This is a genomic window from Sinomicrobium pectinilyticum, assembly GCF_003725735.1.
Lineage (GTDB): Bacteria > Bacteroidota > Bacteroidia > Flavobacteriales > Flavobacteriaceae > Sinomicrobium > Sinomicrobium pectinilyticum.
The window spans coordinates 17,960-32,080 of the sequence record NZ_RJTM01000123.1; the positions used below are offsets into that span (position 1 = coordinate 17,960).

9 protein-coding genes are annotated in these 14,121 nt (G+C 44.3%); 6 read left to right on the plus strand and 3 right to left on the minus strand.

Translation table 11 applies throughout. The annotated features are described in order from the left end of the window. Positions 1-39: 39 nt before the first annotated feature. From ED312_RS18650 to glmS, 5 genes are all read left to right on the plus strand, one after another. Positions 40-591 carry a sugar transferase gene (locus ED312_RS18650; protein WP_123217547.1) on the plus strand — a complete coding sequence of 184 codons (552 nt, stop codon included), beginning with the start codon at positions 40-42 and terminating at the stop codon, positions 589-591. A 780-nt stretch (positions 592-1,371) separates the two neighbouring features. Next, entirely contained in the window at positions 1,372-3,444 is a 2,073-nt protein-coding gene (locus tag ED312_RS18655) for a polysaccharide biosynthesis protein (protein WP_123217548.1), read from the plus strand. A 698-nt stretch (positions 3,445-4,142) separates the two neighbouring features. Next, positions 4,143-4,940 carry a polysaccharide biosynthesis/export family protein gene (locus ED312_RS18660; protein ID WP_240643140.1) on the plus strand — a complete coding sequence of 266 codons (798 nt, stop codon included), beginning with the start codon at positions 4,143-4,145 and terminating at the stop codon, positions 4,938-4,940. A gap of 13 nt (positions 4,941-4,953) precedes the next feature. Next, positions 4,954-7,332 (plus strand): GumC family protein, encoded by a 2,379-nt coding sequence (locus tag ED312_RS18665; protein WP_240643141.1) that lies wholly within the window; start codon positions 4,954-4,956, stop codon positions 7,330-7,332. A gap of 159 nt (positions 7,333-7,491) precedes the next feature. Then, on the plus strand, positions 7,492-9,339 hold the full coding sequence (gene glmS / locus ED312_RS18670) for a glutamine--fructose-6-phosphate transaminase (isomerizing) (RefSeq protein ID WP_123217550.1): 1,848 nt from the start codon (positions 7,492-7,494) through the stop codon (positions 9,337-9,339). Between the two features lie 342 nt (positions 9,340-9,681). Here glmS and ED312_RS18675 read toward each other — a convergent pair whose 3' ends face one another. From ED312_RS18675 to ED312_RS18685, 3 genes are all read right to left on the minus strand, one after another. Beyond that, on the minus strand, positions 9,682-10,179 hold the full coding sequence (locus ED312_RS18675) for a dihydrofolate reductase (RefSeq protein ID WP_123217551.1): 498 nt from the start codon (positions 10,177-10,179) through the stop codon (positions 9,682-9,684). A 91-nt stretch (positions 10,180-10,270) separates the two neighbouring features. Beyond that, positions 10,271-10,654 (minus strand): 2TM domain-containing protein, encoded by a 384-nt coding sequence (locus ED312_RS18680; RefSeq protein ID WP_123217552.1) that lies wholly within the window; start codon positions 10,652-10,654, stop codon positions 10,271-10,273. A 519-nt stretch (positions 10,655-11,173) separates the two neighbouring features. After that, positions 11,174-12,019 (minus strand): thymidylate synthase, encoded by an 846-nt coding sequence (locus ED312_RS18685; RefSeq protein ID WP_123217553.1) that lies wholly within the window; start codon positions 12,017-12,019, stop codon positions 11,174-11,176. 404 nt (positions 12,020-12,423) lie between these two features. Here ED312_RS18685 and rseP point away from each other — a divergent pair, with 404 nt between their 5' ends. Further along, complete coding sequence (rseP, locus tag ED312_RS18695) at positions 12,424-13,779, plus strand: RIP metalloprotease RseP (RefSeq protein WP_123217555.1); 1,356 nt, start codon at positions 12,424-12,426, stop codon at positions 13,777-13,779. The last annotated feature ends 342 nt before the right edge of the window (positions 13,780-14,121 follow it).

Sequence of the window (14,121 nt, forward strand, 5' to 3'; positions counted from 1 at the left end):
TCTTTTAACCAAAAACGATTATTAAATTTCATACAGATTATGACGCGCGTTTTCGATTTTTTGTTTTCATTTTTTGGAATATTGTTATTATGGCCTGTCGGTTTGATATTGTGTATAATAGGTCTTTTCGATAGCGGTTCACCTATTTTTAAACAAGAGAGAGTGGGAAAATATAAAAGATCATTTATACTATATAAATTCCGGACTATGCATATCCATACTGCATCAGTGGCTACTCATTTAGCTAATCAAAATATGGTAACCAGGTTCGGTTCATTTCTTAGAAAATCAAAACTGGATGAACTACCACAATTATTAAATGTTTTAAGAGGGGATATGAGTTTGGTTGGTCCCAGACCCTGTTTATTCAATCAATCGGAGTTGATCGAAGAACGAAGCAAAAGAGGGGTCTATAATCATTTGCCGGGGATAACGGGGTTGGCACAGATCAATGAAATTGACATGTCTACTCCTGTAAAACTTGCTGAAGTAGATGCTGAAATGCTACACAATTTGACCCTGGGAAAATACTTCAAATATATTTTGGCTACAGTAACTGGTAAAGGTAGTGGAGATAGGATACAGGCGTGAGAGAATAAATGTTTCTTTTGATTTTAATATGATAAAAGATAGTTTTATCATAGAATATGCTTATGTTTTCTGTTGGGGATTTTTTGAAATGGTTATTTATATCAGTATAGATAAGTAAAAATTCAACCCACCTGGTTCAAGCGATAATATTATCATTTTCCTATTATTTGATACATAAATTTCTGTATTTTTTAAGTTGGTTTTACATTCCTTTAAATCACGATCTGTTATAATGAGATAGTCTTAGATTGACCAAAAAAGAAAGTTTATGTATTATATTTTTATAGGATATCTTTTATGAAAGTGCAATATTTTGAATGTATGACGTTTTTATATCAAGGATAGGAGAAGCTTAATCCAGTAGCAATTGAATAGAGGGATTTCAGTTCTCGAAAACAGTAAAAGGGTTGACAGAATTTTCCTGAGATTTGTTGAAAATGAAAAGAGAAAGATGGTGCTTTAAGGAGAATGCTCCAGGAATGTATATTTGATTAGAAATTTAACAATGGAGAAGAAATATGTGGAAATCGATTTCATAACATCCAATTCATCTTGTCTAAACGTAGATAAAGAAAAAAAATCTTATTTTAGCAGGAAATAAGCTTGTTCATTGAAGGAAAATACAACAGATCAAAAAGAATGTTTTTCCCTTTTTATAAGGTTTTCTACCTGAATTTTAGATTAATTTTAACAAAACAGGGATTTTTTTAATACCTTTAGTTATTGTAAAGGTCAAAAAGTACTTGTTTTTTGAGTTTTACCGGGCAATTTTCGTAATATATGAAAAAAATAAGTTGGGATAAGTTGAGGCAGGGGATGAAACTGGTGTTTCAACCCGGGAAGAGAAAACTGGACTTAAAGAACATAGGCTACCTGCCGAGGTGGATTATATTGGCGATCGATATTTCCATACTGCTGTTTTCGGCCATAGTGACCTTTATGTTACTCCAGGGGCTTACCCTCAGTTTCTATACCCGGCTGACCCGCCTGGAAGAACTGCTTATGGTGGTAGGCGTGAATATAGTGTATTTTCTCCTGTTCCGTACCTATGCGGGCCTCATAAGGTATTCTTCTTATATTGACGGCTTAAAACTCCTGTTTTCTACATTTTCCTCTTTTATCACCCTGGCAGGGATTAGCTATCTCAGTTATTTTATTGCCGGGGAAAAGCTTTTCTTGGTGCCCGGGCTGTTTATGTACTTTATCATTTCTTTTGCTTTCCTGTTCCTGTTTCGTGTGGTGGTAAAACAGGTGTTTCACGCTTTTTTCGGGGAAACGCGAAAAGAAGAAAAGACAAAGGTGCTTATTTTCGGGGCGGATTCCAATGCTATCTCAGTGGCCAATGCCATTCGCACGGAGCAACCGGTCCGGTTTAAGATCCTGGGATTTGTGGATAAGAGCAATCACAATACCAGTAAGCGCATCCTGGACCTGCCTATACTGAGTAAAAATAAACGGATGTCCGTACTCCTGAGGGCGCACGGTGCACAGGGGGTGATCCTTGCGGACAAACACCTGACCAAGGCCGAAAAGATAGAACTGGTAGACGATTGCCTGGAAAACGGGTATAAAGTATTCACGGCACCGCTGGTGTCCGATTGGGAAAACGAACAGGATTTTTCCGGGCAGATCAAGAACATACAGATTGAGGACCTGCTGGAGCGAAAGCCCATAGTGCTGGACAACAAAAGTATTTCCAAAGAGCTGAAGGGCAAAAGGGTCCTGGTTACGGGGGCTGCCGGTTCCATAGGCAGTGAGATCGTACGGCAGGTGCTGAAATACGATCCGGAATTACTTATCATTGTGGACCAGGCCGAAACTCCCTTACATCAATTGCGGCTGGAACTGAATAACCTGTCCGGGGAAGTGCAGTACGAAACGGTAATAGCCGATGTACGTAATTATGAGCGGATGAACCGTGTTTTTGAAGCTTTTGCCCCCCAGGTAGTTTATCATGCGGCAGCCTATAAACATGTGCCGCTTATGGAAGAAAATCCTTCGGAGGCAGTTTTTGTGAATATTATGGGGACCAAAAACATGGCAGACCTGGCCGTGGAACATCATACGGAAAAGTTTGTCATGGTCTCTACGGATAAAGCGGTAAACCCGAGCAATGTCATGGGGGCTTCCAAGCGTATTGCGGAGATGTATGTCCAGTCCCTGTACTTTTCCAATAAAGAGAAGAAAAAGAAAACAACGCGGTTTATTACCACCCGTTTCGGTAATGTATTAGGCTCTAACGGTTCGGTAGTACCCCTGTTTAAGGAGCAGATCGCCAAAGGCGGGCCGGTAACCATTACCCACCCGGATATTATCCGTTACTTTATGACTATCCCGGAGGCCTGCCGCCTGGTACTGGAAGCCGGCGCTATGGGAAAAGGCGGGGAGATCTTTATTTTTGATATGGGCGAGGCCGTTAAGATCATGGACCTGGCCACCAAGATGATCCGCCTGGCCGGTTTTATCCCGGAAGAGGATATAACCATTGAGGTAACGGGGCTAAGGCCCGGGGAAAAGCTTTATGAGGAATTGCTCAGCGATAAGGCCAAAACACTCCCCACACACCACGAAAAAATAATGATCGCTACGGAGACCATCGATGATCATGAATACGTAAAGAAAGCGGTACTTTCCATCTACGAGGTAGCGAGAAAATATAAAAACGACAAAACCGTAAAACTGATGAAAAACCTGGTCCCCGAATACAAGAGCATGAATTCCCTGTTCGAATCCCTCGACAGCGGTACTTCCGGACCCGGCCCGGCTGCGGATAACCTTCCTGCTGCTATTTCTGAAAAAGAGGAAAAACAAGTGTACGGGACCGGCAGGCACCGGGTAGGTTTCCCGGGATAATTATCTTTTTTTAACAGGTTATCCTGTGTTTCAGATCATATCATAAAAGATTTTTTGGAAATGCATATGTAACTATACGGATCTTCCTCCGTGCCATGCTTTAGGTAATGTCATTTAGTTAGTGTTATGGTACTCTGAAAAGAGGTATAGGAGGAATGTTCTATATTTTATTAGAAAAACCAAAAGGCTCCTCCCTTTAGAAAAAGGGAGGTCCCCGAGCGTAGCTACGGGGGGAGGGTTTGACATCCCGGACCATTGGTATAACCGCAAACACTTGTGTATATATGCTAAGGCTTGCGCTGGTCAAAACTCCCCGTCCCGCAAAGCGGTCCACCCCTCTTCATCACAAGAGGGGAGTTCTGTGGAGTTATAATGTGGTACAGTAAGAAGAAAAGATAAAAAGCTCCTCCCTTTAGAAAAAGGGAGGTACCCGAGCGTAGCTACGGGGGGGTGAAATCCCGGATCATTGTTTTAACCGCAAACGTTCGTGTATATGCGCTAAAGTTCCGACTGGTGAAAGCCTTTTGGCCCGCAAAATAGAAAGGACGATATGTTATGCTGAACACTGACAAAATGATAGAAGGGGAAAATTATAGCATTCCCGGAAGAATTTAATTCGCAAATATTATATTTGCAGCAAATAATATACGCTTTGCCCTGTTTAACCGTTAAAGAAAGTGAAGTGATATAAACGACAGATGATGAAAATAAAACGTTTAGTGCCTTACCATACCCCTGCCTTTTTCCTGCTGCTGTTCAGCATTGTTTTAATGACCTCCTGTGCTTCGCGTAAAAACCTGGTATATTTCCAGGATATCGAAGAGATCGATAAACTGGCCAGCCGGGTGATTTACGATCCCGTATTGCAGCCGGATGACCTGCTGACGATTACAGTTTCTGCTCTCAATATGGAAACAGTGTTGCCGTTTAACCTGCCGGTAGTGGCCTATATGGATACCGGGCAACGGGCAAGCGGCACGCCGCAACTCCAGACCTATTTGCTGGACAACCAGGGTAACCTGGAATTCCCGGTGATCGGGAGGATAAAGCTGGGAGGGTTGACCCGCAGTGAAGCGGTGGACCTGCTCCGGGAAAAGATATCGCATTACGTAAAAAATCCTGTGATCAACATACGGATCATGAATTACCGGGTTACCGTACTTGGAGAAGTGGCGAGGCCGGGGTCTTATACCATTCCGAATGAACGTATTACTATCCCGGAAGCCCTGGGGCTGGCGGGGGACCTTACCGTATATGGCAAGCGGGATAACATCCTTATTATCCGGGACAAGAACGGGGAAAAGACCTATACCCGGGTGGATATTACCAAAAAGGATCTCCTCGAATCCCCGTATTACTACCTGCAGCAAAACGATGTTATCTATGTAGAACCCAACAAAGCACAGGTGCAATCTTCAACTTATAACAGGAATGCTACCGTAGTGATCTCCATAGCTTCGGTGATCATAGCCCTGATCTCAGTATTAACACGATAATAATTTATAGATAATGCAATCGGACCAGCAAATGCACCCCATCCGGCCCGCCGGGGATGAAGAGATTAACCTGAGAGACCAGTTGGAAGCTTATCTTATCCATTGGAAATGGTTTGTGATCAGTGTTGTTGTATGTGTGGCACTGGCTTTTATATACCTTCGTTATGCCACTCCGCAGTATAATGTTTCTGCGACTATCATGATCAAGGACGATAAAAAAGGAGGGATAACCTCCGAACTTTCCGCCTTCCAGGATATTGGCCTGTTTGGCAATGTGACCAACAGTGTGGATAATGAGATAGAGGTATTAAAATCCCGTACGTTGATGGAGAACGTGGTCAAAAAACTGGGACTTAATATCGCCTATTATACCAAAGGGAATATCCGGACTTCCGAGGCTTATAAAAATGCTCCAGTACGTATTAACTTTTCGCTGCAGGACTCTGTTTTATACAAGGCAGACACAACCTTTACGGTACGGGTAGATTCGGCTACCCGCTTTACCTTATTGGATAGTGAAGGTGAGGATAAGGGAGCTCATGGCTTTGGAGAAAATGTGCAATTCGGTAGTGGGAAAATGACGGTGTTACCAGCATTTGACAGTGTAGAAGAATTGAATACCCGTGATGTTGTAGTGGTGATAAAACCCCTGGCTAAAGTAACCTTGGGTTACAGGGAACAAGTCCAGGTAGCTGTGGTGGATAAAAACACCAGTGTTATACGCCTGAATCTTAATGCTGCGGTAAGGCAAAAAGCGGAAGATATACTCAATACGCTTATAGAGCAATATAATATAGATGTCGTAGCTGATAAAAACCTGGTGTCCGCTAATACAGCCAGGTTTATCGAAAAACGTTTGGCGCTTATAGAAGCTGAACTAGGGGAGGTAGAGCAAAGCGCGGAAAATTTTAAAGAAACCAACCAGTTGACGGATATTACTTCGGAGGCGGGAATCACCCTGGAAAATGCCAGCGAGTATGCCAAGCAGATCGTGGCCGCGGAGACCCGGTTGCAACTCACCAACTTCCTGATCGATTACCTGGCGGGGATACAGGATAACAGCAGCCTTATACCGGCAAATGTAGGTACGGAGGACAGTAATATAGGGCCTTCTATTATGGAGTACAACAAGCTGGTACAGGAACGGAGCCGCTTGATGCGGGGATCTACGGAAAACAACCCGGTGATCGTAAACCTGGACAGCCAGATCTCCGGTTTGCGACAATCCATAAAACAGACCCTGGCCAACCTGAAAGCCTCCCAGGCCATAGCGTTGAATGACCTGAGACGGCAAGAAGAGTTATTGAATTCCAGGATATCCAATGTGCCCGGGCAGGAAAGACGGTACCGGGGCATACAGCGGCAACAGCAGATCAAGGAAACGCTTTACCTGTATTTATTGCAGAAAAAAGAGGAGACGGCTATTTCACTGGAGGTGACCGCGCCGAATTCCAAGATTATCGATAGTGCTTATGGATCGGATATTCCGGTAGCACCAAAAAGGAGAGTGATTTTAGTAGGATCTTTTGTATTGGGCCTTTTAATCCCCTTCGGGGTGATTTACCTGAAAGACCTGCTGGATACTAAGGTACAGGGAAGAAAAGACATAGAAGGGAAATTGTCGGTACCGTTTTTGGGAGATATCCCCAAATCCCTGTCCAACGACCAGACCATTTCCAGGGACAGCCGGAGCAGTGCGGCGGAAGCTTTCCGGATCTTACGGACCAACCTGGACTTTATGCTGGTTAATGTAAACGGGCATAAGGCGAAGAAAATTTTTATTACATCGACGGTAAGCGGCGAGGGGAAAACATTTGTCTCCATGAACCTGGCCGGGACTTTGGCCCTTTCGGGAAAAAGAGTATTGCTTATCGGTATGGATATCCGTAACCCTAAGCTTACGGAATATATAGACCTGCCGCACCCAAGGGGACTGACCAACTACCTGACCAACGGGGGGCAGCCCCTGGAGGAAATGATCTTCAAATACGAGAAAGAAGGTTTTGATCATATGGATATCCTTACTTCCGGGGCCATACCACCCAACCCGGCAGAACTATTGATGAGTGATAAGATAGGAACGTTATTTGCGGAACTGGAAAATAAATACGACTACATTGTGGTAGATACTGCACCGGTAAGCCTGGTGACGGATACGTTGCTTGTCAGTAAACATGCTGATATGTTTGTCTACGTATGCCGGGCAGGATACCTGGATAAACGCTTATTGGTGATCCCGGAAAATCTCTATAGAGAAAAACGTCTACCCAACATGGCTATACTGATCAATGACTCCGATTCCAAAAAAGGCTATGGATACGGTTATGGCTACGGTTATGGACAGGAAGTAAAACCCTGGTGGAAACGGATCATGAAGAAATACGACGGGTAAAATTATCGTTCTCTTTTTTCAGGTTTTGTTTGTAAAGGTAGGGGCAATAAAAAGTATCCCGTGCCGTTTTGGGTAGGAGTGTGAAAAGAAGCCTGGAATTTGAGGTATAGTACAATCAGAATCAGGTTATACTCAAATCAATATAAAAACAAGACAAAAATGTGTGGTATTGTAGGTTATATCGGTTACCGGGAAGCATACCCGGTAATTATTAAAGGGCTTCAGCGCCTGGAGTATCGTGGCTATGACAGTGCGGGAATAGCATTGTATGACGAGAAGGATATCCGGTTGTCCAAAACAAAGGGAAAAGTGGCGGACCTGGACAAAAAGGCCAAAGGTGAGCTGGCCCTGGAAGGAACACTCGGCATAGGCCATACCCGCTGGGCTACGCACGGGGAACCCAATGATGTGAATTCGCACCCACACTATTCCAATTCCGGGGACCTGGTGATCATCCATAACGGTATTATCGAAAACTACGAGCCGCTGCGCCGGGAGCTGACCAAGCGGGGTTATACCTTTACCTCCGATACGGATACCGAAGTGCTGGTGAACCTGATCGAAGATGTGAAGAAGAACCACAACCTTAAACTGGGCAAGGCTGTACAGGTAGCATTAAACCAAGTACATGGGGCTTATGCCATCGTGGTATTTGACAGGACCAAACCTAATGAAATTGTAGCAGCCAAGCTGGGAAGCCCGCTGGCGATCGGTGTCGGTGAAGATGAATTTTTTGTGGCCTCCGATGCATCCCCCTTTATTGAATATACCAACAATGCCATTTACCTGGAAGATGAAGAAATGGCGATTTTAAGAAGGGGTAAGAAAATAAAGGTCAGAAAAATCAAGGACGATTCACTGGTGGACCCTTATGTACAGGAACTTCAGCTAAACCTGGAGCAGATCGAAAAAGGAGGGTGCGATCATTTTATGCTCAAGGAGATCTATGAGCAGCCGGAGGCTATCCGCGATACCTATAGGGGACGTTTACGGGTAGATGACGGGATTATAAAAATGGCGGGTATGGAGGATAACCTGGAGAAGTTCCTTCAGGCCGACCGTATCCTGATTGCCGCATGCGGAACTTCATGGCATGCCGGTCTGGTTGCGGAATATATTTTCGAGGACCTGGCCCGGATTCCCGTAGAAGTGGAATACGCTTCCGAATTCCGGTACCGCAATCCTGTGATTACGGAAAGAGATGTACTGATCGTGATTTCCCAGTCGGGGGAGACAGCCGATACCTTGGCTGCGATAAAACTGGCGAGGGAAAAGGGAGCATTCGTATTCGGGGTTTGTAATGTAGTAGGATCGTCGATAGCACGGGAAGCCCATGCCGGGGCCTATACGCATGCAGGTCCGGAAATCGGGGTGGCCTCTACCAAGGCCTTTACTACGCAGATCACGGTACTGACGTTAATGGCCCTGAAGCTGGCGTCGGCCAAAGGGGCGATTTCCAGGACAGAATTACAGCAGCATCTTGCCGAAATGGAAGCTATTCCGGGTAAAGTGGAAGCCAGCCTCACGTCAGACAGCCATATCAAATATATTGCTTCCCTGTATAAGGAAGCGCCTAATTGCCTGTACCTGGGCAGGGGGTATAACTTTCCGGTAGCCTTGGAAGGTGCGTTGAAATTAAAGGAGATCTCGTATATCCATGCGGAGGGATATCCTGCCGCGGAGATGAAGCACGGCCCTATAGCCCTGATCGATGAGCAGATGCCCGTTGTGATTATTGCTACTAAAAACGGGCATTACGACAAAGTGGTAAGCAATATCCAGGAGATAAAGTCCAGGAAAGGGAAGATCATTGCGGTAGTAATGGAAGGCGATACGACGGTAAAGGAACTGGCCGATCATGTTATCGAGGTTCCGGAGACCACGGAAGCCCTGAGCCCGCTGATCACCACCATTCCGTTACAGTTGCTGAGCTACCATATAGCCGTAATGCGCGGATGTAATGTGGACCAGCCGAGAAACCTGGCCAAGTCCGTAACAGTCGAATAGGGATATTGGAATATAAATATCCGCAATCTTTTTATTTATAAAGCCTTCCCTAGATCTGCAGGGAAGGCTTTTTCCCGGATTTTGTGTTGTTCTTTCCGGTATGTCACTCTCCCTGCGGGTATATGCCTGCCATTGGAGATTGCTGCCAGTCTGATGAGATTGCCACGCCCAAAGGGCTGGCAGAGACGTATATTTATTATGGTTTTGGGAAATACTTGAACCTGAACGGGAAGCGTCGTAATATACTTTGTGCTGTGGGTTTTATTTTACCACAGAGCCTCACAAAGCAGGCACAAAGGGGCGCAGAGAAGTATGGGAAATAGAGTATAACCCGAAGACATTTTATTTCCCGGTCCCGGGTTTCTTTATATACGTAAGATAGGTAAAGTCGTAATTGTGCCTTTCGTCTTTGGAATGGTATTCAGAACCGGTTAACTCCCATTGTTCGGGATCAATTTCAGGGAAAAAAGTATCCGCTTCAAATTCCCCGTGTACCCTGGTCAGTTCTATTTTGTCCGTATAGGGCATGCCGAGGCGGTAAATTTCCCCGCCGCCTATAATAAAAGGCTGGTTATCCTCTTTAGCGAGCGCTAAGGCTTCTTCGATGGAATTTACGGTAATACAGCCTTCTTTCTGGTAATCCTCCTGTCTGGTCACGAGAATATGAACACGGTTCGGGAGGGGCTTCGGGAAGCTTTCGAAAGTTTTGCGTCCCATGATAATATGGTGCCCGGTGGTCAGGGCCTTGAAGCGTTTAAAATCGTCCGGAAGGTGCCATACAAGGTCGTTGTCTTTTCCTAAGGCATTGTTTTCTGCAGCAGCAGCTATTATGGTTACCATGTTTTTATTTTAATTAGCCGATTTGATAATTAGTAAATTTGATAATATTAATTATCAAATTGGCACATTGACGAATTGACCAATTGACAAATTATTCAGTTTTACCCAGGTCTGAATTCAGGAATTCCTGTTCTACGTCTTTTTCCAGCCGGGCTATTCGCTCTTTTTGCTTCATGATCAGCTTTTCTCGCTGGGTTCTTTCCCATTCTTTCCCCATAAAACGGTTTGTTACAAATACGTTAAAGAAGTGGATTACAAATAAAAATGCCCAGAACGTAATGGCCCAGACAAACCAGTTGTATTGTTCCCCGTACTTCAGTATTTTATTGACAATGATAAGGAAAACACTGCCTATGAGAAAAATGACAAAGTGGTAATACAATCTTCTTTTCTGGCGTATCCTGGCTTCTGCATTTTTGAGAAGTTCGTATTGATCCTCGTCTACCCTTTTTGTTTTTTTGTTTTTGAATAACATAAGATTAGTATAATATTAGTTCGATATAAGTCCGATAGTCCAAAAATGTCACTACGAGAGGAAACATTCGGATAACCACGTAAATTGACAATGACATTTATAAAATTTTTGTGAAACTCTGTGGGTCTTTTGTGTGTCTCGGTGAAATAATTATTACACAAAGTTGCACAAAGCTTTCACAGAGAACCACAGAATAAAATATGTCACCGATATAAAAAACAGCAGTCTCAGGGCTTGACCGTTACTCTTATACGTATAACAAATTTACACTTTTTTTGATTGAAAAATCCTAAAATGCCCCCTGTGATCAAGGCAAGCACATCTTAAATATTACACAAAGTTTAATAGAGAGCCGCAAAGAATGGTTGCTCTGTGTGCCTCTGTGCTTCTTTGTGAGGCTCTGTGAAATAACTCAAAACCATGTGGTGAAGACTTATGATGCATTTACCCTGCCTCTGTTGGTAAGATAGGATGTGCCGGTTGCCATGCTACGTGATCATTATTATATGGGCTGGTTAACTACACTGCAACGGCACCTTTGATATGCGGATGCGGATCGTAATCTGTTAAGGTGAAATCCTCGAATTTAAAACCGAAAATGTCCCTTACTTCGGGATTCAATATCATTTTGGGTAAGGGTCTGGGTTCCCTGCTCAGTTGCAGTTTTACCTGTTCCATATGGTTGTTGTATATATGGACGTCACCGAAAGTATGTATGAAATCCCCGGCTTCATATCCGCAAACCTGGGCCACCATCATGGTAAACAAGGCGTAAGAAGCGATATTGAAAGGCACACCCAGGAAAACATCGGCACTTCGCTGGTATAACTGGCACGAAAGTTTCCGGGCCTGTCCCGGGCCTGTTTGCGGGGCCACATAAAACTGGAAAAAAGCGTGACAGGGAGGTAACGCGGCTTTTCCCCGTGCGACATTTTCCGCAAAAGAGACCGAAGTATCGGGCAGTACTTCCGGGTTCCAGGCGGTAACGATCATACGGCGGCTGTCCGGGTTGTTTTTCAGGGTTGCTATGACTTCGGAGATCTGGTCGATATCTTTACTGTTCCAGTTGCGCCATTGGTGTCCGTAAACCGGTCCCAGGTCACCTTTTTCATCGGCCCATTCGTTCCAGATGCGAACCCCGTTTTCCTGCAGGTATGTTATGTTCGTATCGCCTTTAAGAAACCATAACAGCTCGTGAATAATAGACTTTAGATGCAGTTTTTTTGTGGTGACCAGCGGAAAGCCCTCACTGAGGTCAAATCGCATCTGGTACCCGAACACACTCCGGGTTCCGGTGCCGGTACGGTCTCCTTTATCGTTTCCGTGCTCCAGTATATGGTGTAACAGTTGATGGTATTGCTTCATAACAGCCAAAAAATTTCAGGGATAAAAGTAGGGAATACGTTTGTACAACCGGAAGATGCCTTGCTAAAATTATCCATATTTTATCAACTTTTTTATAGAGAGATTGTTTGGTACATGCCAAAATTCAATTCCGCAGGATTTTCCTCTCCCGAAAGCCTGCCTGGCCGGCAAAGGCGGGCTTTCGGGATTTTGACCCTGACCCTAAAGGGAGATTGAAATGCTAAAAATCAATCTCCCGGCCCATCGGGGTTCAATCTCCATCAATCTCCATTCCATCTTTTAGACCACTCGCCGAAGAGATGAAACCTAAAACATTCTTAAAACCCGGGGGTTGTACGGAATAAGTTTTATTAAGTAAACCGAAAAGATTACTTTTGTGCGTTTTAGATGATTAAAATAATACAATGGATATAGTTATTAAACTAAGTCAGTTTTTATTGAGCCTTTCTTTGCTGATCGTACTTCACGAGTTCGGGCATTTTATCCCGGCGCGGCTTTTCGGTACGCGGGTGGAGAAGTTCTTTTTGTTCTTTGATGTGAAATTTGCCCTTTTTAAGAAAAAAATAGGAGATACGGTTTATGGTATAGGCTGGCTGCCCCTTGGCGGATATGTAAAAATATCCGGTATGATCGACGAGAGTATGGACAAGGAGCAGATGGAGCAACCGGCGCAACCGTGGGAATTCCGTTCCAAACCGGCCTGGCAGCGGCTCATTATTATGCTGGGAGGGGTTACGGTAAACTTTATCCTGGCATTTATCATCTATATAGGTATAGCCTATGCCTATGGCGATTATTATATTAAAAACAGCGATGTAAAAGACGGTATCTGGGTTACCAACAGTGCTTTGGAAGAAGCAGGGTTCCGTACCGGGGATAAACTGGTATCCATAGACGGTAACCAGGTCGTGGATTTCTATGGGGCTACGGAGAGTTTTCTGCTTGCCAGGGAAGTGACCGTAGAGCGGAACGGAAGCCTGAAAACGATAACCATGCCGGTGGATTTTATAGACCGGTTAATGCAGAGCCGGGAAGAAGAGGGACGTGCTCCGGTACTGAATTTGCGTCTCCCGTTTGTCGTGGCACAGGTTTCCGAAGATTCTCCCAATACCGGGGTTTTGAAGCCAAGGGATATCCTGGTAAGCCTTAACGGCAGGAAAATTTCGTATGCGGATGAAATTATCGGGCAATTAGACGGGCTGAAGGGGCAGACCGTACCTGCGGTGGTACTTCGCAATGATGAAGAAAAAAAGATAAACCTGAAGTTCAATGAAGAGGGAAAGATGGGGGTAGCTCCTGCGGCAGGCCTCGGATTTTCGGACCTGGAACGATTGGGCATCTACAAGGTAAGCAGGGAAGAATACAGTTTTATGGAGTCTATCCCGGAAGGGATAAGCAGGGGGAAAAACCGCCTGGTGAGTTATGGCAAACAACTGAAAATGATCTTTACCCCCGAGACCGGTGCTTATAAAGGTGTGGGAGGATTTAAGGCCATATTCGATCTTTTTCCGCAAACCTGGAGCTGGCAGGCATTTTGGGAGATCACCGCTCTTTTATCTATTATGCTCGGTGTGCTGAACCTGTTGCCTATTCCGGCACTGGATGGCGGGCATGTGATGTTCCTGCTCTATGAAATCATATCCGGAAGAAAACCGAGCGACAAGTTCCTGGAGTACGCACAGATTGCCGGGTTCTTTTTGCTTATGGCGCTGGTGTTGTTTGCCAATGGTAATGATATTTACAGGTGGTTATTTAAGTAATTTTTCCTCGTAAAAAACCTTTTTTATTTGGTGCAAAAAATAAAAATAATATATATATTTGCACCCGCCTCGTGAAAAGCAATACGATGCATCCTTTTTCAATAAAGGATTTCCGGGGAAATGATTTTTTGAAATAAAGTATAGGAAATAAAATAATACTTTCCTTTCCTCCTTAGCTCATCCCGATAGTGATCGGGAGGTTAGAGCCCAAGAGAAGTGAAGTGCTGCTGTAAAGCATGAGATTGACGTTCTTATTATTGATATTTTATAAATAATATACTTTCCTCCTTAGCTCAGTTGGTTAGAGCATCTGACTGTTAATCAGAGGGTCCTTGGTTCGAG